General features: G+C 57.1%; 14 protein-coding genes and 6 pseudogenes. 5 read left to right on the top strand and 15 right to left on the bottom strand.

Annotated elements, in window-relative coordinates; genetic code table 11:
* Window positions 1–124: 124 nt before the first annotated feature.
* Window positions 125–831, bottom strand: a pseudogene (locus VSR72_RS41985) (IS110 family transposase); the annotation flags it as partial.
* Between the two features lie 305 nt (window positions 832–1,136).
* Between VSR72_RS41985 and VSR72_RS41980 the strand changes: the two are divergent.
* Window positions 1,137–2,288: an IS110 family transposase gene (locus VSR72_RS41980; protein ID WP_342958067.1), complete on the top strand. Its 1,152-nt coding sequence runs from the start codon at window positions 1,137–1,139 to the stop codon at window positions 2,286–2,288.
* Between the two features lie 423 nt (window positions 2,289–2,711).
* Here VSR72_RS41980 and VSR72_RS41975 read toward each other — a convergent pair.
* The 9 genes and pseudogenes from VSR72_RS41975 to VSR72_RS41935 form a co-directional block, all read right to left on the bottom strand.
* Window positions 2,712–3,517 (bottom strand): annotated as a pseudogene (locus tag VSR72_RS41975) (IS5 family transposase).
* A 369-nt stretch (window positions 3,518–3,886) separates the two neighbouring features.
* Window positions 3,887–4,912 carry an IS110 family transposase gene (locus VSR72_RS41970; protein ID WP_342958066.1) on the bottom strand — a complete coding sequence of 342 codons (1,026 nt, stop codon included), beginning with the start codon at window positions 4,910–4,912 and terminating at the stop codon, window positions 3,887–3,889.
* Window positions 4,913–5,460: 548 nt separating this feature from the next.
* A complete protein-coding gene (locus tag VSR72_RS41965; RefSeq protein WP_342958065.1) occupies window positions 5,461–6,621 on the bottom strand; it encodes a branched-chain amino acid ABC transporter permease in 1,161 nt (386 codons plus the stop codon).
* Between the two features lie 4 nt (window positions 6,622–6,625).
* A complete protein-coding gene (locus VSR72_RS41960; RefSeq protein WP_342958064.1) occupies window positions 6,626–7,543 on the bottom strand; it encodes a branched-chain amino acid ABC transporter permease in 918 nt (305 codons plus the stop codon).
* Window positions 7,544–7,622: 79 nt separating this feature from the next.
* Window positions 7,623–8,399: an ABC transporter ATP-binding protein gene (locus tag VSR72_RS41955; protein ID WP_342958063.1), complete on the bottom strand. Its 777-nt coding sequence runs from the start codon at window positions 8,397–8,399 to the stop codon at window positions 7,623–7,625.
* A gap of 4 nt (window positions 8,400–8,403) precedes the next feature.
* Window positions 8,404–9,066, bottom strand: a complete 663-nt coding sequence (locus VSR72_RS41950) for an ATP-binding cassette domain-containing protein (RefSeq protein ID WP_342958062.1) — start codon at window positions 9,064–9,066, stop codon at window positions 8,404–8,406.
* 147 nt (window positions 9,067–9,213) lie between these two features.
* On the bottom strand, window positions 9,214–10,485 hold the full coding sequence (locus VSR72_RS41945; RefSeq protein ID WP_342958061.1) for an ABC transporter substrate-binding protein: 1,272 nt from the start codon (window positions 10,483–10,485) through the stop codon (window positions 9,214–9,216).
* 1,009 nt (window positions 10,486–11,494) lie between these two features.
* Window positions 11,495–11,815 (bottom strand): annotated as a pseudogene (locus VSR72_RS41940) (winged helix-turn-helix domain-containing protein); the annotation flags it as partial.
* 517 nt (window positions 11,816–12,332) lie between these two features.
* Window positions 12,333–12,695: a BON domain-containing protein gene (locus VSR72_RS41935; protein ID WP_342958060.1), complete on the bottom strand. Its 363-nt coding sequence runs from the start codon at window positions 12,693–12,695 to the stop codon at window positions 12,333–12,335.
* A 1,038-nt stretch (window positions 12,696–13,733) separates the two neighbouring features.
* On the opposite strand from VSR72_RS41935, the pseudogene VSR72_RS41930 reads away from it, so the two are divergent.
* Window positions 13,734–14,306 (top strand): annotated as a pseudogene (locus VSR72_RS41930) (metal ABC transporter permease); the annotation flags it as partial.
* Here VSR72_RS41930 and VSR72_RS41925 read toward each other — a convergent pair.
* A pseudogene (locus VSR72_RS41925) lies at window positions 14,299–14,494 on the bottom strand (zinc-binding alcohol dehydrogenase family protein); the annotation flags it as partial. The pseudogenes VSR72_RS41930 and VSR72_RS41925 overlap by 8 nt on opposite strands.
* A gap of 80 nt (window positions 14,495–14,574) precedes the next feature.
* On the opposite strand from VSR72_RS41925, the pseudogene tnpA reads away from it, so the two are divergent.
* Window positions 14,575–15,000, top strand: a pseudogene (gene tnpA, locus VSR72_RS41920) (IS200/IS605 family transposase); the annotation flags it as partial.
* A gap of 460 nt (window positions 15,001–15,460) precedes the next feature.
* Window positions 15,461–16,396, top strand: coding sequence for a catechol 1,2-dioxygenase (gene catA, locus VSR72_RS41915; protein ID WP_342958069.1), 936 nt, complete (start codon window positions 15,461–15,463; stop codon window positions 16,394–16,396).
* 436 nt (window positions 16,397–16,832) lie between these two features.
* On the opposite strand, the gene VSR72_RS41910 is transcribed toward catA, so the two are convergent.
* From VSR72_RS41910 to VSR72_RS41900, 3 genes are all read right to left on the bottom strand, one after another.
* Window positions 16,833–17,930, bottom strand: a complete 1,098-nt coding sequence (locus VSR72_RS41910; RefSeq protein ID WP_342958059.1) for an IS5 family transposase — start codon at window positions 17,928–17,930, stop codon at window positions 16,833–16,835.
* A 379-nt stretch (window positions 17,931–18,309) separates the two neighbouring features.
* On the bottom strand, window positions 18,310–19,251 hold the full coding sequence (locus VSR72_RS41905; protein WP_342958058.1) for a LysR family transcriptional regulator: 942 nt from the start codon (window positions 19,249–19,251) through the stop codon (window positions 18,310–18,312).
* 423 nt (window positions 19,252–19,674) lie between these two features.
* Window positions 19,675–20,673, bottom strand: a complete 999-nt coding sequence (locus VSR72_RS41900; RefSeq protein WP_342958057.1) for a dihydrodipicolinate synthase family protein — start codon at window positions 20,671–20,673, stop codon at window positions 19,675–19,677.
* A 1,174-nt stretch (window positions 20,674–21,847) separates the two neighbouring features.
* On the opposite strand from VSR72_RS41900, the gene VSR72_RS41895 reads away from it, so the two are divergent.
* Window positions 21,848–25,267, top strand: a complete 3,420-nt coding sequence (locus tag VSR72_RS41895; protein ID WP_342958056.1) for an adenylate/guanylate cyclase domain-containing protein — start codon at window positions 21,848–21,850, stop codon at window positions 25,265–25,267.
* Between the two features lie 408 nt (window positions 25,268–25,675).
* On the opposite strand, the gene VSR72_RS41890 is transcribed toward VSR72_RS41895, so the two are convergent.
* Window positions 25,676–26,404, bottom strand: a complete 729-nt coding sequence (locus tag VSR72_RS41890; protein ID WP_342958055.1) for an amino acid ABC transporter ATP-binding protein — start codon at window positions 26,402–26,404, stop codon at window positions 25,676–25,678.
* Window position 26,405: the final 1 nt, after the last annotated feature.

Raw genomic sequence — 26,405 nt, 5'->3', positions numbered from 1 at the left:
CTGGCCTCCGTGTCGGAAATCGCCGGGTGCGGCCCTGTCCGCACCGTGCGGCTCTGGCAGACATGCTAACCCGCGTTTGATGCCGCGCGGCAGGCCAGCCTCTACCTCACGGGAGTCATACTGACTTGCTGATGCCCAGCAACATAATCTTCCCGCCAGATCCTACCTGCTTTGGCACCAGTCCCGTCCAGGCAGCAAACTCGCGCCCGGAGCGAAATGCCTTGGGATCGCCGATCGTCGCGACGGCGGCCGTCGCGGTCAGCAGGTCGACACCGGGGATCTCGACTGCTCGCGCAGCGTGTCCGTCAACGCGGCAAGCAGGCGATCGGCCACTCGGGCGAGGACGTCGGGAATTGCCCTATCTAGGGCGAGTCGTCCCTTGCCCATGACTTCGCCATACTCGGTCAGCAGTCCGCGCAACGCGTTGATCTGCATCGTGCGGAATTTGACCAGATGCTCACGCATTCGATGCAGCGCCAGCATTGCCTGCTGCATCTCGGTCTTGACGGCGATTGGCTTGACGGGCTGCTGTACGGCGAGCCAGATAGCCCGGGCGTCGGCGGGATCCTTCTTGTTGTGTATGTTGAAGGCCTTCACGTATTGCCCAGACATGAGCTTTACTTGATGCCCCATCATTGAGAGCTGCCTTGCCCAGTGATGTGCACCGCCAGACGCTTCCATGCCAATCAGACATGTTGCGCGGTTTGCGAAGTACGCGAGGAACTTCGCCCGTTTGATCTACTTGTTGACGATTTCGCCGGTCGCCTCGTCCACGTGATGTACCTGAAAGACGTTTTTCGCGATGTCGACACCAACTGGCGTAGGTTTCATGATCGCCTCTCCGGTCTGCATAGAAAGATCTACATGATGCTCCAACCTAGGCATCGTCGCGACGTCGGTCCGTGCGGGCCCACCTTCCTTTTCTCTGCTCATCACAGCCACCTCCGACTATCGGCGAGGTGGGCGGCGTCCATACCATTTTCGTCGTCGAAACAATGTAAAGGTTAACAGCATTCATCGAGCGTTAACAGCCCCTTCGTTCATTTTGTTAGATGCTATGTGGGAGGGCAGTGGCAGCAAGCCCGATTGGAGTAAAACGGAATTTGCACACTCGTTTTCTCCGAAGGAGCACGCAAATGGACGCGTCCGACACAGCCCTCCGTGGGCAGGATACGACGGCAGTTGGCCGTCTGTACATGGCTTTTGAACTGGGCGAGAAGAGCTGGAAGCTCTCACTGGGTGATGGCCGGCGCGCGCCCAGCCGCTGTACGGTCGCCGCGGGGGACACTACGGCGGTTCTCGCCGCCGTCGCGAACGCGAGGGCGCGCTGTCATCTCGGCGCCGACGCACCGGTCTACAGCTGCTATGAGGCCGGTCGCGACGGCTTCTGGCTTCATCGCTGGCTGACGGGACAGGGCGTTGCCAATCTCGTAGTGGACTCGGCCAGTATCGAGGTAAACCGCCGTGCGCGTCGTGCCAAGACAGACCGGCTCGACAGCGACAAGCTGCTGTCCATGCTCATCCGCTATCACAGTGGCGAACGGCGCGTATGGGCGGTGGCGCGCATCCCCACGCCCGAGCAGGAAGACGACCGGCGCCTGCACCGCGAACTCGAGCGCCTGCGGCATGAACGCACCGCGCACACCAACCGGATCCGTTCTCTGCTTGTACTGCACAATCTTCGGGTCAGGTATGTCGGTGGCCGGAACTGGACGCACTGGTGGGCGCGGCAACGCGATCTGCTCGCGCCCAGTCTGCGCGGCGAGATTGACCGCGAATGTGAACGGCTCACGCTCGTGCGCCAGCAGATACGTACGCTTGAAGTGCAGCAGGAGCGGCAGGTGCGCAGCGGCGCGCACCCCGGCATGGCGTTGCTGGCACAGCTTGCGGGCATCGGTGCCGGCAGCGCGTGGACCCTGGTCAGGGAACTGTTTGGCTGGCGACAGTTTCACAACCGCCGGGAACTGGCCGGTTGCCTGGGCTTGGCGCCCACGCCGTACGCCAGCGGTACCAGCGAGGTTGAACTCGGTATCAGCAAGGCCGGTAATCGGCGATGCCGGTGGCTGATGGTGGAGCTCGCCTGGAGCTGGTTGCGCCTGCAGCCCGGCAGCAAGCTCAGCCACTGGTTCAACGAGCGCTTTGCCGGTGCCGGCAAGCGGCTGCGGCGCATCGGTATCGTGGCGCTCGCACGCCGTCTCGCGATTGCGCTGTGGCGCTTCCTTGAGCATGGCGAGATCCCCGCGGGGGCGATACTCAAGTCGGGAAAGGTGAACACCGTGAAGGCATGAACTGACATAAGACGCAGCAACAGCATGTAAAGGTCAACGCGCCCGAAACACCCTCGGGTTACCCATTGCGGGTGACCGTGTATCTAGATGGGGCGCGTCGGTAACAGGGTGGCGCCAGCGCTTCGCGCATGCGGCATGAGGTGACCGGCCCCGTTGGGCCGGCACGGATAGAAGGTCGAACCCGGCACTGGCCGGGCACCAGACACCCTGACCTGAATGACATCGACATGCCATGCTGCAAGTGATGTCGGTCGTCAGCGTCACAACCTGCAAATCACAGGTTGTCTACGGCCAGTCTGCGTATGGTCGGAGCAGGCGACCACGCAAACTGGCCGTAGACAACGGGAAAAGGAAATTTACTTCGCATAACAGAATTTCTAACTTGAGTGGGGCTTGACTTCTGGTTCCCCATAGAAGAGGGTGTTAGGAACTTTGGACAATCGGCGCAGCATGAACGAGCATCAACATTGCGAAGACGACGAAATGAAGCCCTGCAAGCGTCTGCGGAAGTCGCTCGTAATCTCGTGCGAGCCGCCGGAAGCGATTCAACCAGCCAAAGCTGCGCTCGACCACCCAGCGACGCGGCAGGAGGACAAAGCCTTTTTTCGCCTCCGGCAGCTTTATGACCTGCAGTTCAATGCCTTCATCGCGCGCGGCCTGCGCCGCTTCCTCACCTGTATAGCCTTGGTCAGCGAATGCCACCTTCACTGTCTGCCTGTTACCTGCTGAACCTGACGAGCAAGCTCGGAAACCTGCGCTCGCTCTTGCTCGTTGGCCGGCGTAATGTGCACAGCCAGCAGATTGCCCAGCGTATCGACCGCCATGTGCACCTTGCTGCCACGCTTTCGCTTATAGCCATCGTAGCCCGCACGCGGGCCGCTTTCGCACGTCGACTGCAACGTGAGTCCGTCCAGGATAACCGCGCTGGGTTGCCCCCGGCGCTCCTGGGCGACACGCAGCACCGAACGCAAATCGCTGACCATCGCCTCGAAACAACCCGCGTTCAGCCATCGTTGTGTTTGCTGATAGACCAGTTCCCACGGCGGGAAGTTGGTCGGCAACATACGCCACGAGGCACCGGCTCGCGCCATCCAGCGCAGCGCGTTGAACATTTCGCGAAGTTCGTATCGGCGTTGCGGTGCGTCCTCGTTCATCAAGGTCAAGTACGGAGCGGCGAAGCTCCATTCTTCGTCCGTCACATCAGTCGGGTATGGCTTGTGTGCTGTCATCACACCAGGATACCAGGTCCAACTAAAAGTTCCTAACACCCTACAAGGGCTTCCCCGTTGAGCACAAGCTCAATCGAGGTTCGCTGTTGATACATGCTGCAATGCCGCGCTAGTGCACGTGAGAAGGTGAAGGACTGCGGTTCTACAACCGGTCATGTTGGGCCAATGGCCCGGACCCTGATGAAAGACGCGCGCAGGGGCCTCATTCTCTAGCCGGGAATGGATATCCCCGCCGTGTTAGCCAGGTACGCCCCGCGCGGGTCCAACCCGCTTCACATCACCGCTGGCAGTGCAAAGTGATCGTTTCTAGGTGCTCATGATGTCCGTGCTCAGGTCTAGGCGTCGCTTGAACGACAGCTCTAATCGAACTCACTCTGCCGAAGGTTCGAGCTTGAAGTCCTCGCCATATTTCAACGAGGCCCACGCCAATCTCGCGTTCTTTGCGGCAATCGCGACGGCGGCCCGCCAGTAGCCCCGGCGCTCGACCAGGGTTCGGACCCATCGGCTGAAGCGATCCTGTTTCTCGCCGAGGCTGGCTATAACGGCGCGCGCACCGTTGACCAGCAGGCCCCGCAGATAGGCGTCGCCGGCCTTCGTGATACTGCCCAGCCGCGCCTTACCGCCACTGCTGTATTGACCGGGCGTGAGTCCGATCCAGGCTGCGACCTGTCGGCCGTTTCTGAAGTCGTGCCCGGCACCGATGCTGGCGAGCAATGCACTGGCCGTGGTTGGGCCGATGCCGCGCAACTGCATCAGCCTCTTGCTGCGCGCATCCTCACGTGCGATCTCTGCGATCGCACGGTCGTATCCGATCAGACGATCCTCGATATTGCCGGCATGCTCAAGCAGATCGCTGATGCTGCGCCTCGCCCAGCCTGGCAACATGTCGAGATGTTCCGTGATGTGACTGCGCAACTTCTCCGGGCTCTGTGGCAGCACCACGCCGAACTCCGAGAGCAGGCCTCGCAACCGGTTGTAGGTCGCGGTCCTCTCTTCGACGAAACCTTGTCGTGTCCGATACAGGCAAAGCGTCGCCTGCTGATGTTCGTCCTTCAGTGGCACGAAACGCATACTCGGACGCGTCACTGCTTCGCAGATCGCAGCAGCATCCGCCGCATCATTCTTGCCGCGCTTGCCGGACATGCGATAAGGCGCCACAAGGTTGGGTGCCATGAGCTTGACCGTATGGCCGTGCTGCTGGAACACGCGAGCCCAGTGATGAGCGCCGGAGCACGCTTCCATCCCGATGAGGCACGCCGGCAACTGTGCGATTAACGTCGCCAGCTGATCGCGCGGAACACGCGGCTTGATCAGCATCGCTTTGCCGGCCTCGTCCACGCCGTGAATGGCGAATATATTCTTGGCAAGATCAATTCCGATAGTGACAATAGGCATGGACTTCCCCTCTCGCTGGTGTCGATGAACGTTCGCAACTTCATCTTGGCACATTGATGCCGACTCGCGGCTTTCGCCGCAGCCTCGGGACGGGGAAGTCCCTTTCATTCTCTAGGGGTTCTAAGGCGATACGCGATGCTGAACGTTCGCTTCCCACCGCGAATTGCAAACTTGTCGCGTCGTCGCAAACAGCAACGAACTGGCCCCGCCTGCCGTTCCAGGTCAGCACCTCGCCGTAAAGACTTTCTTTGCCCCGCGGCTGCACGTCACGTATGCGACGTAAAGCCTTCGCCCATTCGTGGCCCCGCTCCATCAGCTCGCGCCCTTGCCGCACATCGGGCAGCCGCGCTACGGGGTATCACGTCAAAATATGGACGCCTCCCGAAACAACGCGCCGGATTGCCGATAGCGAGCACCTCGCAATCCGTTTACGCTCCCACTCTGTGGACCAATCGTTTTCATGTACGTCGAATTCCTCAACCTACGTGATCTCGTGGACTTTTCCGCGAGATGGGAATGCCCACTCTCGGAATCATGTGAGTGTGCCGCTAAACTGGACCGGAGCGCTGATCTACACGCCGCAACTCTCGGATGCGATTTGAAGCCTTGTGTCGGAGGAGCGTATGCGCGACACCTAGCAAACCCTGTGGCATAAAAAGCATCAACAGAATTGAAGCTATGCCTAGAACGAGCAAGCCCCCGCCAAAGGCACCGGACAGCAGCTGCTCAACAGCAACGAACAGTACCGCACCAATGATTGGCCCGTAAAGCGTACCCATACCGCCGGCAACCACGATGAAAACCAAGTACGCCGACCACGACAAATTGAATGCATCAGGTGGTGTCGTAACGATCGCGTCGATATAATACAGACCAGCCGCCAAGCCTGTGATCAAACTGGACAGCATAAAAATTCCTGTTTTGATGACGCGATTGTCGACGCCGACTGTCATCGCCGCCTCCTCGTCATCTCGCACAGCCTCGAGTGCCAGCCCGTACTTCGAACGAAGCAGAGCGCGTATCGCCAGCGTCACAATCACCAGTAAGGCAAGCGAAGTCAGATAGAGTTCTGGTAGACCGACGCCGAACCTAACCTGCATGCCACCCCCGCCCCCCACAACGCTCCACGTACTTGCAAACGAGTTGATTGATTCCGCGATCAACCACGTCGCAATCGCGAAGTAGGCACCCTGCAACCTCAGAAGTGGCAGAGCCGCCAAAAAGATTAAAAGCACTGCTGCCACACGTCTGCTGTATGCGCCACCGAAGACGTCGATCTCCGGATGCATCGCAATTGCGATCTCATAACCGAGCCACAGCGCGAGTCCCGTCAGCGTTACTCTTAGCACGCTCGCGCGGTCACCTCTGCGCGGCATGGCAAGCATCCAGCCAAACAATAGCGAAATCAGACCTGATAGTGGCCAGCACACCCATACGGGAAGATGGAAATAGTATGATCCTATCGCCATCGAAAATGCACCGACTCCAATGTAAACCTGATTCCCGAACGAGAGAAGCCCGCAATACCCGGCGAGCAGATTCCACGCATGTCCGAGAACGGCATAAATAAATATGGAAAAGAGCACGTGCAAAACAAAACTATCCGGCCTGACTGTAAAAGGCAGAATCAATAGCATCACGATCAGCGATACGAATAAACTCTTGAACAACAGAGCGCGACGCCCGAACTTCAAAACATAACTATTCACGCTGTCACCTGCTGAAAAGGCCCCGTGGGCGGAAGGCAAGTACAAGTAGAATCAAGACATTCCCAGCAATCACTTCAGCGGACGGCCCAAACCACGTCCCGGCGAGAACCTGAACAATGCCGAGCAGTATGCCACCGACCATACTACCGACCATCGAGCCTAGGCCGCCAATAATGACGACGCCGAATGCTATTAACAAGAACTGTGGTCCATCGAATGGCTGGAACGTCCGAGACATGCCGATCATCAACCCGGCGATGCCGGCAATGGCGAGCGAAATACCGCTGGCGACGGCATACACATGTGCAGTCTTCACACCCATCAGTGGCGCGATCTCGCTGTCGTCCGACGCAGCACGAATCGCCCTTCCGGTATGTGTCCGGCTCAAAAACAACCGCATCAGGAACAGAATTAGGACCGCGACACAGAGAAACGTAAGCTTCAATACCGACACATTGAGATCGGGGCCAAGTGCGATCGCGTCAAACGACCAGTTGTTCGGGATAGACTTTGCATCGGAGTCAAAAATTCCGAGCAGAGACCGCTCAAGGACGATCGACATTCCAAACGTCACCAGCAGTGGGGACATCAGTCCAAAATTTGCGGACATGCCCCGCTTCTCCATCGCCTGTACCGATACACGGGTCAGTAGGGTCCGCTGAAGAACGTACCCAATCACGAACATAAATGGGACAATAGGAATAAAGAGGAGCGCGGGCGAGATGGAAATCCTCGTGGCCACCGATGCGCCAAAATATGCTGCGACGATCAGCCAGTCCCCGTGGGCCAGATTCACCAGTCGCATAACGCCGAAATTGAGCGCGAGGCCTATGCTCACCATTGCATAGAATCCTCCTAACATCGTTCCTGCCAACAAGCCGTTCGCTAAATCTACAAACGAATAGTACAGGTTTTGATCCACAATGAAATTTTCCTACGACTATTGCAGTTGCTGCCTGCCTGCATCTACACAGGCGACGAAAAATGGCAATTCCGATTTGCTATTCGGTACCGTCGACAAGATGGTGGCCATGTACATGAGATCCGAAGTAGGCGGCCACCACTTCATCCTCCGACAAGTCAGCTGGACGCCCGTGAAGTAGCACCCGCCCTTCGAGCATGACATAGACATAGTCTGCAACTCCAAGCGCGCGCTTCATATCCTGCTCAATGATGACGCAGGTCGTTCCTTTCTCGTTAATACTTCGGACCCGACGATAAATCTCTTCGATCACCACAGGCGCGAGCCCCAGCGAAAGCTCATCAAATAGGACCAGCGACGGATTCGACATCAGCGCACGACCGATCGCCACCATCTGCTGTTCACCGCCTGACATCTCAGCCACAACCTGCTTCCGCCGCTCTCCAAGTCGCGGAAACAGCGTATATATTTCCTCCAAAATCCGCCGCGCATTCGGCCGGCAACGCCTGAGGTATCCACCCATGAGGAGGTTATCCTCGACCGTCATACGTGCGAAGAGGCGACGCCCTTCCGGCACCATGGCAACTCCGCGGTCAACAATTGCGTCGCAATCCATCCCATGAATCTGTTCGCCGCGGAACTCGATCTGCCCAGTCGTGTGCGCCGCACTACCCCGAGTCATCAAGCCCACAATTGACTTCATTAGCGTGGATTTCCCCGCGCCGTTCGCACCAATAATCGAGACGACACTGCCCGCTTCAATGGACATCGTGATGCCAGTGATCGCACGCAATTCGCCATAGAAAGCTGAGAGATTTTTCACGTGAAGCAGCGGCTGATATCCCGTTTCGTTCATCGTCCTATGCTCCGAGATAGACGCGCTTCACCTCTTCTCCACCCAGAACTTTCTCGGGTTCGCCGATTGCAAGTACAGCACCGCCGTTTAGTGCAAGAACGCGGTCGGTCGCGGTCAACATGGTCTTCATTACGTGTTCAATCCAGATTACAGTCACGCCTAGTTTGCGAATAGAACGAACAATGTCGATGAATTCATTCACTTCCTCATCCGTGAGGCCGGCCGCGACTTCATCGATCAGCAATAGCTTTGGCTTAAGGGCAAGGGCACGCGCCAACTCGTGCCGCTTGCGGTGAAGCAATGGCAATCGCCCGGCGAGAAATTGAGCGCGATCCTTGAGAAGGGTAAGCTCGAGAACTTCGTCGATCCACAATTCGGCCAGCTGTGCACTCAATCCTCCTCCGAAACGGGCAGCCGTCAGGAGATTATTGCGGACACTCATGTGGGTGAATGGGCGTGGAACTTGAAATGTTCGCCCTATACCCAATCTTGCCCGCTCGTTCGACGGGAGTCTCGTTACTTCGACGCCATCGAATTCAATGCTGCCAGATGACGCCTCCACGTTTCCCGCAAGAAGACCAAACAACGTTGTTTTACCTGCGCCGTTCGGACCTATTACGCCAAGCACTTCTCCTCGGCGCACGTCAAACGAAACATTGTTTGTCACTGTGAGTCCACCGAATGACTTCGTCAGATCTCTGACAGCTAGCAAACTCGTCACCTATTACCCCGTCTTTCGACTTGGATTACGAAATCAAATGCGATTTGAATCGCCCGATCTGCTCGCTAAACGCAGCTCGGGCGATCCAACCTTTCACTGTTGATACAGTCGCATTTTTGCGGTTTCCTTTACATCGGGAAATACTGCGCTATAGACGTTGTCTTTGACCCAACGCTTGGTGGTCTCGTCATACCGCCACTGTGCACCGCCCAGAGGCTGAACCGAATAGTGTTCCGTATTAAACGAAACCTTTCCAACTACGGTGTCAACTGATGTGCTAGCGAGGGCTTTAATGATTGCCTCTCTCGACGGTGCGCCAACTTGGCTCAGAGCTTTAAATAATACGTCGTACTCCGCGTCGGTATACGCCAGCGCCGGCGAATATTGCTTACCGGGGTTCTGCGACTCGTACAGTGTCGCAAGCTTCTGCCCGTCATATCCACCGTACGACGATTTGCCCGGAAATGCCGGTGACCAGAAGTTGACGGAAAGCAGGTCCTGCCCGTATTTGCCCAGTGCTTTCATCGGTTCGGGGAAACCAGTACCCTTGTCAATGATATACATCTTTGGTTTGTATCCGGCTTGTGCTGCTTGCTGGAGATAGTTCTGCATATCGGCAGGAGCAAGCACACCGGTTACCACTTCTACGTGGTTACGCTTGAACTGGTTAATGATCGCTGAGAAGTCTGGCAGCCCTTCTTGGAATCGCCCCGGATCAGTGGCGGTCCAGCCCTGCTGCACGAACGCCGGAGAGAACAACTTAGCGAAGACCGTCCCATCTGGATCGCTCGGGTAAAGGTAGCCGATGTGCCCGTTGAACCCGCCGGGTAATGACTTGATCATGCCAACGTGATTCTTAATCAAGTCAGCGACCGTAAAGAAAAACTCGAAGGTCGCTTTGTAGGCTTTCGGCTTTCCGTCTGGGCCATATAGCCACGCTTCTACAGGTGTGTCAGACATGATGCACGGCACGTGGTAGCGCTCGCAAATGTCGGAAGGCGCGTTCGTGGTATCTGGAGTTCCCTGTGCCATCAACACATCGGCATGATCCTGCAAAATTGCTTTTGTCGCCGCTTCAGCAGACCCTGCCAACGTACTTTTTGAATCGTAGATGCGGTACACGATCTTGCACTTTCCGCCGACCATCTGCAGACCGCCATCAGCATTGATTGGATCCACCTTGTTCTTGTCCACCCAAGGCGTCTCGCGGCCATAGTCAAGTAGCGGACCCGTCAGGGGGACGATGCGCGCAACCGTGACCGCGCATTCTGCTTGTGCATACGAGAATGGGAACCCCAACGCGAGACCAGCCAATATGACGGATAGCAGTCTGGACCGTACCGCTACAAACCGAATTTTCAACATAGGTATCTCCTAGGAGCGCCGTTCTTTGGACTCAACTCACGACCCCGTAAGCCGCCCAGTCACGGCGAAATAGTGGTTTTAAGGATCTACATCTAATACGTGTACGTCTCTTCCTTCGGAGAATGTATTCGCTCGCCTATTCAGCGTCAATACTATCGAAAACCCTACCTAACCCGATATTTATAGAGCGAAACTCAAATCAAGCTCCGTTGTTATGGTGTTGAAGGAATCTCGAATTTCGATTCTTCAAGTATGTATACGTATTAATGAAGATCCTCCAGAAATTATCATTTTTGTGTCAAGTTCCGCCACGAAACAGATTTGCCCTACTAACAACAAATGTGAGGTTCACCATGAACGCGAACACGCCCGGTCGGTTCTCCCCCTTGGATTCTGCTCAGGGGACCGTATGGAGCATCGGCTCGCAGATATTCGTCTTCCTGAACTCGACGCACAGTCGAATCGCTCAGAAGCGGTGCGCTGAACGATGCCTACGACCGCACCACGCTGCGGACGGCAGAAAGATTTCAGGCACACACATAGTCTGCAACTCGTCAGACCGAACTGATGAAGTGCCGATGATCAGTTGGGCACACTGGATCAGCACAGCACGGATAAGCGTCCCCGGGTTTTCAAACACAACTTCGCACTATGTTGCGACTTGAACCGTTCCCGTCTCGATTGCTGGCAGACGGGGGCGCGATCTCTCCGTACGTATAAAGAGGTTCCCTACAGAATCGGAGCGAAAATGGCGACAGAATACTGGCGCTATGCTGGACCTCCGCCCTACATTTGTCAGAATTCACATTTCTGGTGGATTTCTCCGACGCGCCTTGACGAGCACGCAACTGATCGCGTCACGGAGCGATTTCCCTTGTTCGGACAACCCCAGTGTCCTCGGCAACTGTATCAGTGTGGCGAGTTGGAAATTCGTCTCATTATTCGTTGCCGCTTAAAGAGGCGTTCAGATCGAATTTAAATTTGCATTCTTCGGCCAACATGACGCCTCTCAGGCTTCGCTTTTTTCGATCCGATCGAGCCGGTAACCGTAGCCGTAAATGGGCGTCAGTCGATAGCCGTTCTTGGGGCGCAAGCCGAGCTTCGTGCGCACCATCGACACATGGGTGTCCATCGAGCGCGAGCGAGAGCCGCGACCCTGGTTCCAGATCGCATCGAGGATATTCGACCGCGACAATGGCCGGCTCATATGCTTGAAAAGCAGCAGCGCTAGTTCGAACTCTTTGTGCGTCAGCATGACAGAATTGCCGCGCACAAGAACGCACTTCGAGACGGACTCGAATTCGAAATCGTCGAACACTTCTCTCTTGGCCATGGTCTCTCTCGGATTCTGGCGGTGCAACAGGATGCCAACGCGCACAAACGGCTCCGTTGCCTTCAACAGCCTCTAAGGCAGCGAATAATTCAAACGAATTTCTAATTCGGGACACTAGTTTCTGCTGATTGTGTTTGCGCTGAAGGCGCGCGCTCCGGTCCACTGCGAAGACATCCACGGCAGTCAGCGCCGATTGAAACAATTCCTGGTCGCGCACGGGCTCTTTACCAAGGAGGCTCCGAGATGCGAATTCCGAAGACTCCTAGGCTGCCGCCAAACCGGTCACTACCAGCCGATTCTGACGACGAATTCTGCTGCTACCGATAGGAATCGTGCGCCGCTCCTCTCAGTTTCGCTCATGCGGAAGCGTGGGAATAGGTATAGCGATACGAGATCCACTGCCGCACTTTCAGGTCGAACGAGAGTACGCGACACCCGTTGGCTCCGCGGGCGCCCGAATGCCCATAGGGACACACGGCGCCGCGGACACAAAGCACAAACCGGAGCGAGAACCTCAGTGACCGTAGGGCAGGACTTTCAATTGACCACTTACGGAAGTCACGCCGGGCACGCCCTTCGCCACCTCCATGGCGAGTTCCACCTGTGACTGCTCGCGCACCAACCCTTGTAGAGTGACCGCGCCATTGCTCGCACGAACAGAAATGCCCGAAGCGTCGAGGCCCTTTGTATGGGTCAGAGCTCGCCTTACTTGCTTTTGCAGTTCGCGATTTGCAGACCGAATGGCCTTGGCGCTTGACGCCGGTGTCGCTGCAGATGCCGCGATCTCGGACGCACTACCGCCTTGCGCGATAGCTACGTTGTTCACCAAAGCGATAAGTATGCCAATGGCCAAGCCTGCTTTGAAAATTCGCTTCATTCTTTGTTCTCCTCTAGTCATGTAAGAAACAACAACCGCCTGTTGAAAAAATAATTGATTGGCGTCCCACAAGGTCTCCAAGCTGCGCACGCTTACCTTCGCCGTTTCCTGCTCAGCTAATCATCCCCTAATTACCGGACTCAGGCCGCCTGCCCTCAACTTTACGTTTCCAGACTGGCAATCCATATCTTCCGAGGAAAATAGTGCCTCCGTTTTTCTCGGTGCGCGATTGTTGACGGTGCCAGGCCGGCCCGTTACTGCTTCCACGAGCGTGGTGATCCATTGCTTTTCTTGGCCCAAGCCACCAACAACTGAATTGGATGTGCGCGCTATCTGCGTTTTATCCATGAGTCGACAAGTCTGCAATCAAATTTACATTCGTCCCGCCTGTGTTCATGGAGAGAGGCAACTTGATCGTTGCGAGTGGCAGTTCATAGACGACCGCCGCCGCATCGCGTCCCCTGCTTAAACAACCTGCCGGAGTCGATAATGTGCGACCAGTACGGCCGCTGCTATCCCGTGAGCGAAAAACGACCTCAGAAACTTCCGAATTCCGCAAAAAGGTCGGGCATTTGCCTACATCCCGGATCTCCATCCGAATCAATCGACGTCAGTGTCGATTCATGAGATGTCAGTGACCTCGACATGATTCTGTTATACGAACGCTGAAAAGTAAGCAGAAAATCGTTAGCCGGGTGCCACTCGTGCGCAATCTCGGAATGAGGGGCTCGTGGTCGGGATCAGATAAGTACCTACCCGGCGACTGGAGGCAGAGTTAGCGCGCCAGTCGGAGCGATATCGCGGTCGCGGGCGTCCTCCGATGGGGACATGCGTGCGGCTCGCTACCAGCGGTCTTACGTGTTCGCGGATGCATCTTCGAGATGCCGGGGGGCATCGATTTCGAAAAACAGAAGCATGATCATAATGAAGGCGCTGACTCTGGCGCCGAACAACCACAGGACACCGGTCGGACACGCATAGCGCCACAACGACCGTTACGCCTTAGACCCTGGATTCGAACATGTCTGAATACGATTCATGGCAAATGCCCTCACCAACTCAGCACTTTCGCGGTGCTGTCTGGTTTAGTCGGTATTCTGCTCGCAATATGTGGCCAGACGTTCGCGAGGCGCGCGCTTTCTCACGTCGGCTTCACTGATGCACGGGCGTGTTGACAGGCACTGCGCCGATCTGGGCGATGAGTGGCTTTAGGCTCGCAGCAGGATGGCTGCATTCTATGAAAAGCTCGCGGGTCGCGATGTGGAGACTGGCGTAGTTCTGTCGATCGCCCTCTTCCCCTTGGCTTTTCCTCGGTGTTTCGTGGCGTACGCGACGCAGCTTACACCCCTTGTTCGGCAGTTTCCTCTGCGTAAGTCACTCCACACTCGTTGCGCTTTCCGCACTGGTCGCAATGGCGGCGGTCACACGTCCTCGGCTGTTTGCTTCGTCGCAGTCGGAACTGGCAAAAGCGAAAGGCGTTTCGCTACGCCTCATTTCGGTGCTGATTCTCGCGATTGGGGCACTAGGCGATCCGCGTGGACGCGGATCGTAGGCATACTCTTCGTGTTTGCGCTGATGGTTGGGCCGGCGTCGGCCGCGCAGAATCACGCCGCATACCGAGCACACGGCCACTTCCCCAGACCTCTAGCCCAAGCAATTGCGTCTGAGCGTCGATACCGACCCGGGCAAAATCGCGTCCCGGAGTGCTGGGCCAAACGGCGTTCGGCATGGCACCAAGCACGGCCTTAACGTCGCTCGGATTGCCCCCCTGCGCTCACCGCCTGTACCAAGCATTCACCGGGCTCCACTGTCGGAATGCGCTGGGGAGTGATATTCGAATCTAGCATATCTACATTTGCGCTGGCCGCGGTGAAACGCACTGCTTTCATTTCCACGGCAGACAGATAGCGATCTAGGACATGGAAGACATCGCGTCTTTGTTCTGCATGTTCACTTGGTATTCGTTACAAGATATCGGCGGAACATGTTCAAGAAAGAGCATCTGGACGCCGTGCAGTTGATACTGGCAAACGTCTGAGGGGACTTCGAAGCCGAATTGGTGGAATTCAACGGCGAGCACGACCATGTACACCTGCTGCTCAACTACCCGCCGAAGGGGGCGTTGTCGAATCTCGTCGTGTCGTTGAAGGGCGTGTCGTCGCGTTTCCTCCGACAGCAGTTTGGGGACTTCCATCCGTGGCTCAAGCGCAGGCGCGTACTCTGGTCGCCATCCCATTCTGCCCCATCGTGTGGCAGTGAACCGATAGATATCCTTCGACAATACATCGAGGAACAGCAACCGCCTGCGGCGACCGTACTCTCGACCACGGACAAAACTCCGAGGCTTCCCGCACATCGGGTGAATTCGCGCGCGCCCGCGATAGTGCAGATTGCTTGAGCATTGATAGCAGTTCAGTCGATACCATATCGGTATCGAAGCCAGAAAGAATAGTATTGGACGATAAAAACGCGTCGAGCGTATAAAAGCACACTGTGACGGGTATTCGCGCGGACCGTCGCGCAGCGGCAAGTAACGTCGGCGAAGACGCAAACTACAGAATCATCGCGGTCGCGTGCAACGCCGGGCTACACAACATGAAAGAGTGGTACATCGGTCGGCGTACATGGACACCTCCGCGGCGTCGCTGTGGCCTTCGCCCGTCGTCGATCCAGAATCGCGACGCTGGAATCTGAAGGAGAGTCGCGCCTTCGCGGGCGCCCGCCGCCGAAGCTACTTCCCCCGATATCAAACGGAGACGATCACCATGGGCGCTCAAGTTTTTCAAACAAAAGAAGTACAGGAGTTGTTGAAGGCCGCGGCCGGTCTCAACGAAGGGAGCGGTGGTCCGCGTTTCCGCCAGATTGTTTATCGTCTGCTTAGCGATCTATTCAAGGCCATCGACGATCTCGACATCACCCCGAACGAAGTCTGGGCCGGCGTGAACTACCTCAACAAGCTCGGGCAGGACGGCGAAGCCGCGCTACTTGCGGCGGGTCTTGGCCTGGAGAAATATCTCGACCTCCGCATGGATGCGGCGGACAAGCAGGCCGGCATCGATGGAGGCACGCCGCGCACGATCGAAGGTCCGCTTTATGTAGCGGGCGCACCGGTTCGCGAGAGCGTTGCCAAGATCGACATCGATCCCGACCATGATGCCGCCCCCCTCGTTATTCACGGCACGGTCACCGGCCCGGATGGCAATCCGGTCGCAGGGGCAGTCGTCGAATGTTGGCATGCGAATTCGAAGGGCTTCTATTCACACTTCGATCCGACTGGAGCGCAGACTGAGTTAAATCTGCGTGGTGCAGTAAGGACCGGCGTCGACGGAAAGTACGAATTTCGCACGCTCATGCCTGTGGGGTACGGCTGTCCGCCGCATGGCGCAACCCAACAATTGCTCAACGCGCTTGGCCGCCACGGTAACCGTCCAGCGCACGTGCACTTCTTCTTCACGAGCGCCAACCACCGCAAGCTGACGACACAATTCAACGTCGAAGGCGACCCGCTAATCTGGGACGACTTCGCGTATGCTACCCGGGAGGAGCTCATTCCGCATGTCATTGAGAAAACCGGCGGCACAGCGCTGGGCCTGAAAGACGATGCCTACGAGGCGATTGAGTTCAACGTCACTCTAACACCGCTCCTTCAGGGCAAAGACAACCAGATCGTCAATCGTCTTCGTGTTGAAACTACGGCGTAACTACCTGCCGTGCCGGCGGCGAAATGCCGCCGCCTCTCATTGACTAGAAAACTCCGCTCTCCGACGTGTTGGATCTTTGGAAAAGCACCAAAGATGAGTTTCAGGGGATTTGTGCGAGTTGGAACGTCTTGAAGCAAAGCGCAGTGAAGCGACGGGTAAGTGCTCAATGCTGCGTTGACACTGATTCGCGTCTTAGCGCTCCTGCACGCGGCCGTCGGATGCTTCGCTGTGGGTGCACTCAAAGAATTTCCGCCGATCGGATCTTGCGCGCGCGACGCTTAGCAGGTTGCGGAAATACACCCCGACGGAAGCGGCTTTTCTCCATTTACGCGGCCGCCGTCGCTCAATCTTTCGCATTGTGCAATTTCAGTGCGAACCAACCTTTTTTAAAGCGGTGTGAGGTCAATTCTGGCCTCATTTCCGCCGTGTCCCGCCGCTATGGGCGGACTTCTGCCAGCGATCGCATGCGCACGAGGTTGTAGGCCGCCATGTTCAACACGAACATCTGGTCCACCTTCTTCAAACCGCGCACCATCACCTGACGCATGCGTCCCACGGTCTTGGCCCAGCCGAAACCTTGTTCGATCAACTTGCGCTTTTGCTGCGAAATGGCGTAGCCGACGCTCGAGGCAATCGTATCGGGCACCGCCGAACGTCGCCCCGCGGTGTTTTGCGCAACGTGCGGTGTGACCTTCATTTGCTGGCACGCCTCGATGAATTCCTGGGCGTCGTAACCCTTGTCTGCACCCAACGTCAATTCTGCGTTCGGATCCTTTGCCGCTTGCCGCGCGTCGTGAACCATGATCTTGGCCGCTTCACGCTCGGCATGCCCGTCGGCGCGTGTCACGCGCGCATTGACCACCAGGCCGTGCCGGTTATCGGTCAACGTATGGCCCATGTACCGCAATTCGCTGGCCGTTTTGCCTTTGCGATAGAGCTTCGCATCAGGGTCGGTTCTCGACTGATGTGTTTCGTTGCTGCGTTTCTCGCCCTTGAAGTCGCCCGCGCCACCACCATCGTTGTCCTGATCGTCACCGTCCTTGCGTACGAAGCTCTTGTGTCCGGCCCACGCCTGGATCAGCGTGCCGTCCACGCTGAAATGCTCGCCCGAGAGCAGACACTTCTTCTCGGCAATGGCCACCACTTCGTTGAAGAATTCGATGACAGCGTCGTGCTTGATCAATCGCTCGCGGTTCTTCGTGGAGACCGTGGGCACCCACACCTCGTCATCCATTGCCAGGCCGATGAACCAGCGAAAAAGCAGGTTGTATTGCACCTGCTCCATCAGTTGGCGCTCGGAACGGATGCTGTAAAGCACCTGAATCAGCATGGCTCGCAGCAACTTCTCTGGCGCGATGCTCGGCCGCCCGCCCTTTATGTCTGATTCGTACATCTGGGCGAACAGTCGATCCATCTTCGCCAGCGCTTCGTTCGCCATCACGCGGATCGAACGCAACGGATGCGACTTCGGAACGAACTCGTCCAGCTTGCGTACAGAAAACAGACTCTCAGTGAACGTGTCGGCGCCGCGCATGATCTCGATGTGGCAAGTGGAAGTCCATCTATCAACGTTTGACGAACTCTCCGCGATGACGTGTTTCAGCGGTACTTCAGCAACCTGTTAGGCCAGGGTTTTAGGCGCTGGATGCAGCGTCTGATTGAAATCCAACCCGGCTATGAACTCGTACTAGACAGAAATTGGGTATTGCAACACTGCCCTGACGCATACAAAAGCCCTCGTCCGTCTTCGCATTCATAGAAAACACTATCGCGGCCAGTACACGGTGGCGGGTATCACCCGTGCAGAACCCTCAGTTTTCCTTCCTTCGTAAGTCAACCTTACACTCAAAAACCTCAATCAAAAGAATCGCCACGGAATTCGGGCTGCGCAACTTTCGCGCTGCGGAATCGATTCATGACAGATCAAAATCCATCAATGTCTTGTTGTCTGTCTCCAGTGCGACAGGAATCTGCTCTCGAACGAAATCTATGAATGTTCTGATCTTCGCGTCAAGGTATTGGCGTGATGCATACAGGACGTAGGCTGTCAGTTTCTGCAGTTGATATTCGGGTAGGACACGTACCAGCGCACCCGCGCGAAGCGCCGGCAACGCCGTTGACAAAGGAAGCGCACCGATTCCGATGCCTTGCCGTAATGCGGAGCCAAGCGCGTCTGGCACGTTCACCTGAAAGTCTGGCTGTGGAAGTTCGACCGTCACCAACCCATTCGGGCATTCTAAATTCCAACGGTCACGCGGAAATACGGAAGTGAATAACTGCAGGCAAGCATGCCCCTCAAGCTCATCAGTTGTGCGCGGCGTTCCGCGTGCGTTCAGATATTCGGGCGCAGCACACAGCACGCTTCGCACGACGCCGAGTCTGTGCGAAACGAGGGCTGAATCCGGCAGATCCGACAAACTCAGTTGGAAAGCGATGTCGTATCCTTCGTCGAGAAGATCTGGCACATGATTCGACAATGTCAAATCAACGGACACCGAGGGATTGTTCTCGCGGTAACGCACGACAGCCGGCACGACGTATGCTTGGCCAAAGCTCGTGGTTGCATGTATGTGCAGCTTGCCGCGCGGTCGAACCTGCGTCTCGGCAGCTTCCGCTTCAGCCTCATCAACATAGGCGAGAATGCGCTGGCACCGCTCCAAATAGCGATGCCCCGCGTCGGTAAGAGCAACGCGACGCGTACTTCGGTGGAGCAGGCGTGCGCCGAGATGGGTCTCCAGTTGCCCGATCGACCTCGAGGCATGGGCGGTCGTAATTTCCAATCGCTGAGCGGCAGCAGTGAAGCTACCCTCTTCCGCAATGCGGACGAACACCCGCATCATGTGAAACAAGTCCATCTATTCCTCGTTGGCTAAATTGCATCATATCGCCTGATTTCCCAATTTTGGCGCGTGCAATCCGGCGTTTTTGGGCTCCATGCGCGGGCACCGATGATGCATTGAAAGAATCATCGCCAAGGAGATGATCCGTGCTTTGGTCAGCTGCGCCAGACCACACTGCGAATCGATTAGTGTTTCAAAATGTTTGCATGCGGGCGACTGCGCGTTTGCACGCCGCAGAATGTCGCCCGAAACTCCCGGTCACAGTGCATTACAAATGCCTGACATCAGCAATCGCTGCGCGCAGTAGCGGATTTTCCGGCCAATTCGACTTTGGCGCCGCGATTTTTTTCATTGTGACAAAATGCAGTCATTTGGTACGAATCATCCGCGTGTGCGACGCAAGCGAGTCGAAGATGGAAAGTTAATTCGAATGATTGATCACGCTAATCTCGATTTTTTCAATTCAGAATTCAGGGCCGCGTGCGCACGACCAGATCGCTCAGCGCCATCGAGGTATTCCTTCGGGATTACGTAATAAGGTGGCCGGCATGGTCCAGCATTCACGTACCCAGCAGCATTCATGCGGCCTTTTTCTAGCGGCACGTTGAACTTCGAGAACTCCGAAAACTCGCCCTTCGGAAAGAGGCCGATATCGCACTCGCGAAGCTTGTCGGCAATTTCTTTGGCCGCGATCCAATCATGAGTGGTCTTCGCTTTGGCGACACGATCACGAAGCGCTAACTGAGGGAGAGGGCCACATAGCGCACCGCTCGACCAGAAGGCTGTGATTCGATCCGGGTCAATACGTGCCGCAGCGTAGTAATCCTGCTCATTTGGGAGAAATCGCATGTTTGGGGCCAACTCTAAGTCCACGGCAAGCATGCCTATGCCGAGATACTTGCACGCGACCACCTGGGGGATTTTTCCGATTTGCGCCCAGAATGGTCGCGAAAACTCGAATTTGAACGCCTCCGAATTGGCGTAGATCGCCAGTGCAGTGTCCGGGCAAGCTTCAGTGACGTCCCTGAAGAATTGCAGAGCAGTATCGATGTCATTTTTGCACCACATTGGGACGCCGAGCATCGACCCACTTACTCCCATGTCATGCATTGCCCGTGTCTGTTCAATGACCTCACGCGTGTTGAGTGCCGTGGTTCCAGCGAAGAAAGGAACGCGTCCACGAATCGTTTCAAGCACGCAACCCACAAACGCCTTCTTCTCTTCCCACAAGAGACTGTGAGTTTCTCCATACGTGCCAAGACTCAAGAGTCCGTCCACACCGGCTTCGATAAGCGCGTCAACAACTCGCGCGGTTTCGTCTAAGTCAACAGTATCGCGCTCCCGCCAACTCGAAGCGTTCGGCTTTGCTGGGGTAGGCAGGATGGGCCAAAGTCCATTGATGCCAACTGCTTCAATACGTAGTTTTGGGTTCGACATTCCAATCTACCTATAAATTTTGATCTGAAAAATAGTCACGCCCTAATCCAACTCGTTCGTTGAAAGTTCCATGTCGAACGGCCAAATACCGCTGCGAAGAGTCGGTCGCCCTTTTCGCACGCGTGCTCCGACTGACGCGCCCCCTTTGAAACGAATACTGGAAACCGCTGCCAGAAGACGATCGTCTTGAGTACAAGTGAACGGCATGTGTGGCATGGTCGTGCGGTGACACGGAATCCTAGACAGCGATAGCGCCCACCGAGCTGATTGCAAACCTCCCTGAACTTGGCGCGGCTCGTGAGCATGCATTAAGATAGGAAGCTCTATTCATACGTACACGTACATAATTGGACTTATCGTATGGGGATCATTGGCTCGTTGTCAAGAGGAAATCTTGTCCTGGAACTAGTTGAAAACCCGCAAGCCGACGGCCTGTATGCGTACTTTTGCCTGAGGAAGGAGCCAGTGATTTGCAACACGAGCAATGTAGAAGGTCTCATGAGACTCGTTCTTTTCGACAATCCTGGCTCAGGTATTACGTGACGTGAAACGTCGCCGCCGTTTGCAATCACTAGCATTTCCCTCAAGGGGAACGCAGCATGCTGCCCCCTCCCAGGAACTCCACCGCGTGGTCTCCGCCACCGTTACGGCCTAGACCAACGCTATTGCTGATTCCCCCGGGAACCCCGCAAGCGCTCTGGCCTATTTATCCAGTGCACCATGGCTGTCGGCAGGCAATGACGTGACGCTCCAGCGAGGCAAACAAGTACGAAAAGCTTGCGTTTAACCTAGACAACATCGTCAGGTACCGCCACCGCTTCCCGTTCCTCGAGCCGACGATTCTCTAAAAGGCGTTCAACCGGCTTCGGTGTTTCCAGCGCTACGCCGACGACGTGATTGAGCAGATGAAAGAAGTGGGCGGCGACAAATCACAAATTGCCAAATCGGGCGTCCCAATCGCTTCCTCTGTAGTCGTTTGGATCGAACGCACCTGCACCGGCCGGGACGAAGCGGGCGTCGGTCCAGTCTGCGATGCTGACCGTGTGGTCCTGCAGAAGCGTGCGCGGTCCTGAGTGTAGTGCCCCGCAGAGTCTATATGGTGGACAGTCCGCCTTGATGCGCCGATAGATTCGGCGTCTAATCGGTAACAGCGTAGGGGAAGTCTAGAGGCAATATGCGGTGCGCGGATTGCGGTTTCGAGAATGCCGCTGGAGCCAACTTCTGCGAACAGTGCGGAACCCGGATGGTGCGAATCTGCTCGCGATGCGGTCGTGAACTGAGCGCGATCGCTCGCTTTTGCAATGCATGTGGCGCACCCGTTGGTGGTGTGTTTCAAGCATCGCCCTCCGCACCCATTCAATACACGCCTGCCCATCTGGCCGAGCGCATTCTCGCCGAGCAGGCTGCGATCGAAGCCCAGCAAGGAACGGCGGTCGAACGCAAGACGATCACCGCCCTATTTGCCGACATGGCCGGTTCGACCGCACTGATCCAAGAACGGGATCCGGAAGATGCCCATCGTTTGATCGAACCTGTCATCGCTCTGATGATGGAGGCCGTCCATCATTACGAGGGGTTCGTGGCGAAGTCGCTGGGCGACGGCATCCTGGCGCTTTTCGGCGCGCCGATTGCACACGAGGATCATCCCCAACGAGCGCTTTATGCAGCCCTGCGCATGCAGGAAGCGATGCGCAGGCATGCTGACCGTATCCGTCTGCAGGAGGGCATTCCGCTGCAGATTCGCGTGGGTGTCCACACTGGCGAGGTCGTAGTGAGCTCGATCCGCAAGGACGACCTGCGCACGGATTACGATCCGGTCGGGCACACCATCCACATCGCCTCGCGCATGCAGACGATCGCTGCGCTCTCCTCGGTGCTCGTGAGCGAATCCACGTACAAGTTGAATGCGGGATATTTCGAGTTCAAGGCGTTGGGCGCCACCCAGATCAAAGGCATTAAGGAACCGCTGGAAGTTTTCGAGCTGATTGGCCTGGGTGCGCTGCGTACACGCTTGCAACTGGCGGCCCATCGCGGTCTGGCCCGTTTCGTGGGCCGGGCGGCTGAACTGGAGCGCTTGCACGCCGCACTCAGCCAGACGATGGCGGGGAACGGGCAAATCGTCGGCGTGGTGGGCGAAGCTGGCGTCGGAAAGTCGCGGCTGTTCCATGAGTTCAAGGAGCGCTCGCAGCGCGGCTGCCTGATTCTCGAGACGTTCTCGGTCTCCCACGGCAAGGCGTTTCCCTATTTGCCGCTCATCGAACTCCTGCGCAATTACTTCCAGATCACCGCGCAGGACGACGAACGGCGGTGCCGCGAAAAGGTCACGGGACGCGTTTTGACGCTCGAGCGCAGCCTCGAAGATGTGCTGCCCTACGTCCTGTATCTGCTGGGCGCCGGCGAGGCAGATTCGACGGTCGCGACCATGGACGCCCGAATTAGGCGAGAACGGACGTTCGAAGCGATCAAGCGGCTGATCGAACGCGAGAGCCTGAACCAGCCGGTGCAATTGCTGTTCGAGGATCTGCAATGGCTGGACAGCGAGACAGAAGCGTTCCTGGCGTTCCTCATCGAGCACGTGGCGAGCGCGCGGAACATCCTGCTCCTGAACTTTCGCCCCGATTACCATCCTGCCTGGCGCGACAAGGACAACTACAGCCAGATGAGGCTGGACGCACTCGGGCCAGCCGAAGCGCAAGACCTGCTCAGTGGGCTGCTGGGCGATGATCCCGGCCTCATGCTGCTGAAGGAGCGCATTCTCGAGAAGACTGAAGGCAACCCCTTTTTCATGGAAGAGGTGGTCCAAACGCTGGTCGAAGAGGGTGCGCTGCTCGGCGAGTCCGGCCATTGCCGGATTACGAAAACGCCGGCCGAGTTGCACATTCCGACCACGGTGCACGGTGTACTGGCCGCCCGGATGGATCGGCTGCCCATCGCGGAGAAGACATTGCTGCAACATCTGGCGATCGTCGGCAAGGAATTCCCCTGGAGTTTGATCCGGCAGGTCGTCGAGCAATCGGAGGACGAGTTGCGGCGCCTGCTTTCGCGCCTCACGGCGGCGGAGTTCATCTACGAGCGACCGGCCTTCCCGGAAGTCGAGTACACCTTCAAGCATGCGCTAACGCAGGAGGTCGCCGCAAGCTCCCTGCTCTCCGAACAACGCAGTCTGCTGCACGAGCGCACGGCGCGGGCCATCGAAGCACTCTACGCTGGCCGGCTGAACGAGCACTGCAGCGAACTGGCGCACCACTACAGTCTCAGCAGCAATTCGCAGAAGGCCGTGGATTACATGCACCGCGCAGGCCAGCAGGCCATGGAGCGCTCGGCCAGTTTCGATGCGATGCGGCACTTCCAGACGGCTCTCGCGCTGCTCGAGCGCCTTCCTGAGACGCCGGAGCGCGCGCGTCAGGAACTGGCGCTCCGGCTCTCGCTAGGACCGGCTCTGATGGCCGCCCGGGGCTACGCTGCGCCGGACGTGGAAGCCACCTATACACGCGCGCTGGCGCTGTGCGAGCAGATTGGCGATAGCTCTCAGCTCTTTCCAGCGCAATTCGGCTTGCGGACTTACTATTCATTGCGCGCGAATTACGAGAATTCGCGCGTGCTCGGTGAACGGCTGATGCGGGTCGCCTGTAACGCGCAAGATCCGGATTTGCTGGTCGAGGCGCATAGCGCGCTAGGATCGAGCTTGTTCTTCCAAGGCTACTTCCGCACCGCGCGTGACCACCAGGAGGAGCTGCGCACGCGCTACATCCCCGAACAACATAGCGCTCATGCGTTCATCTACGGCATGGATCCGGGTGTGCGCGCGTTGAGCATCGGCTCCTGGACCCAATGGTATCTGGGCTTTCCGGACCTAGCCAGTGAGCGAAGCCGGGAGGCCGTGTCCCTCGCCCAGAAAATCGCCCACCCGTTTGGCATGGCGTTCGCGCTAGTCTCCGCATCGATGCTGCGCCTACTCCTGCAGGAACCACAATCGGCACAGGAGTTTGCCGAGGCGGCCATCATGCTCTCCTCCGAACAGGGATTCCCGTACTACCTGGCCTGGGCAAAAATCCTGCGCGGGTCATCGCTGATCGAGCAGGGCAACGCAAGTGACGGCATCGGAGAGATGACCCAAGGACTCGCCGCATATCTTGCTACGGGCGCCGAGCTGTCGCACACCTATTTTCTCGCTCTGCACGCCACTGCCTGTGCGCGCATCGGACGAGCCGACGAAGGACTCGACGTGCTGGTCGACGCTTTGGCGCTGGTCGAAAAAACTGGAGAACGTTTTCATGAATCGGAGCTGCATCGGCTCCGTGGCGAATTGCTCCTTGTGCGTCCGGGCGTTCGAACACTCGACCCTACCTACGAGGAACAGGCAGAAGGATGCTTTCAGAGGGCCATCACGATCGCGACCGATCAGCGCGCGATGTCGCTGCTGTTGCGCGCGACGATGAGCCTGGCGCGCCTGCGGCGAGTGCAGGGCAATCCGGACGAAGCCAGTAGGATGCTGCGCCGGGTATGCGATGCCTTCACTGAGAATGCAGACACGGCCGACATGAGACAAGCGAGGGTGATGCTTGGCGAAATGCCGAGGGATACGGATTCCTAGCCCCGTGAGCCACGGAAAGCAACTGCGCAAACGCGTGAGGCGCGCTGCAAAGGCCAAAAGGTCTGATCCCGCTGCTTTCCACGATGTTGGAAAGGCCGGAAAGAAGGCCTGGTATCGTCTGGAGCCTTCGGCCCGGTACTTCCCGTAGAACATCGGAAACATTGATCAGGTGCCTTTTCCACGACGCAATGCACTAGCCTACTCCGCCGACACAAAACGGCTCCGTCAGGACGTGTCGACATCTGAAACTGTTCGTTCGCGGAGAATTTCCCTTCGAGCCGATTGGAGCCTTGAGAAGAGCGCGTTCATGTACTTCATCTTCGGAAATTTTAACGAATCCAAGTGTGGCTTTGGACTGACGCCGACCTACGACGTGTTCTGCATGCGAGCCGTGTTCGCTTTACCGCCTCAGTGCATCTTGATATCCGATACGAAGCGCTTCGCCCTATCGTGTTGCGGTTTCTGAAAGAAATCCTGCGGCGTCGCGCGTTCCAATATCCTGCCTTCGTCCATGAAAATGACGCGATCGGCAACCTCGCGTGCGAAATTCATTTCATGCGTGACGCACACCATCGTCATGCCACTACGCGCTAGCCGCTTCATCACTTGCAGCACTTCGCCGACCATCTCCGGATCCAGCGCGCTGGTCGGTTCATCGAACAGCATGACCGCGGGATCCATCATGAGAGCACGCGCGATCGCGACACGCTGCTGCTGACCACCCGACAGCGTGCCCGGATACGCAGCGGCCTTGTGACTTAGGCCAACCTTCTCGAGCAGCGCCATCGCTTTCTCATCAGCTTCATGACGGGCACGCTTCGACAAATGCAACGGAGCGAGCGTCAGGTTCGCCATTACGTTCATGTGTGGAAACAGGTTGAACTGCTGAAACACAAAACCAGCCTCCTGCCTCAGCACATTGAGGTTTGTGCCCTTCCCATGCACCGAGATACCATTCAGCATGATCGAACCGCTGTCGATGCTATCGAGCCCATTGATGGTGCGGATAAGCGTCGATTTACCCGATCCGGACGGACCACAAACGACGACGACCTCGCCTCGGGCGACGGACTCATCAATGGACCACAGCACCTGGTGCCGGCCGAACGACTTGTCGACTTTGCTCAGTTCGATCAAT

This window comes from Paraburkholderia sp. JHI869 (assembly GCF_038900775.1).
Taxonomy (GTDB): domain Bacteria; phylum Pseudomonadota; class Gammaproteobacteria; order Burkholderiales; family Burkholderiaceae; genus Paraburkholderia.
Note: the sequence above shows the minus strand (reverse complement) of the source record. Positions and strands in the feature narration are given on the sequence as shown.

What these genes read in the sequence shown, in the direction of transcription:
- VSR72_RS41955 (WP_342958063.1), bottom strand. Translation starts at nt 8,399, where the DNA reads ATGAACGAAACGGGATATCAGCCGCTGCTTCACGTGAAAAATCTCTCA.
- VSR72_RS41900 (WP_342958057.1), bottom strand. Translation starts at nt 20,673, where the DNA reads ATGTCGAACCCAAAACTACGTATTGAAGCAGTTGGCATCAATGGACTT.
- VSR72_RS41980 (WP_342958067.1), top strand. Translation starts at nt 1,137, where the DNA reads ATGGACGCGTCCGACACAGCCCTCCGTGGGCAGGATACGACGGCAGTT.
- catA (WP_342958069.1), top strand. Translation starts at nt 15,461, where the DNA reads ATGGGCGCTCAAGTTTTTCAAACAAAAGAAGTACAGGAGTTGTTGAAG.
- VSR72_RS41905 (WP_342958058.1), bottom strand. Translation starts at nt 19,251, where the DNA reads ATGGACTTGTTTCACATGATGCGGGTGTTCGTCCGCATTGCGGAAGAG.
- VSR72_RS41910 (WP_342958059.1), bottom strand. Translation starts at nt 17,930, where the DNA reads ATGCGCGGCGCCGACACGTTCACTGAGAGTCTGTTTTCTGTACGCAAG.
- VSR72_RS41895 (WP_342958056.1), top strand. Translation starts at nt 21,848, where the DNA reads ATGCGGTGCGCGGATTGCGGTTTCGAGAATGCCGCTGGAGCCAACTTC.
- VSR72_RS41970 (WP_342958066.1), bottom strand. Translation starts at nt 4,912, where the DNA reads ATGCCTATTGTCACTATCGGAATTGATCTTGCCAAGAATATATTCGCC.
- VSR72_RS41945 (WP_342958061.1), bottom strand. Translation starts at nt 10,485, where the DNA reads ATGTTGAAAATTCGGTTTGTAGCGGTACGGTCCAGACTGCTATCCGTC.
- VSR72_RS41935 (WP_342958060.1), bottom strand. Translation starts at nt 12,695, where the DNA reads ATGAAGCGAATTTTCAAAGCAGGCTTGGCCATTGGCATACTTATCGCT.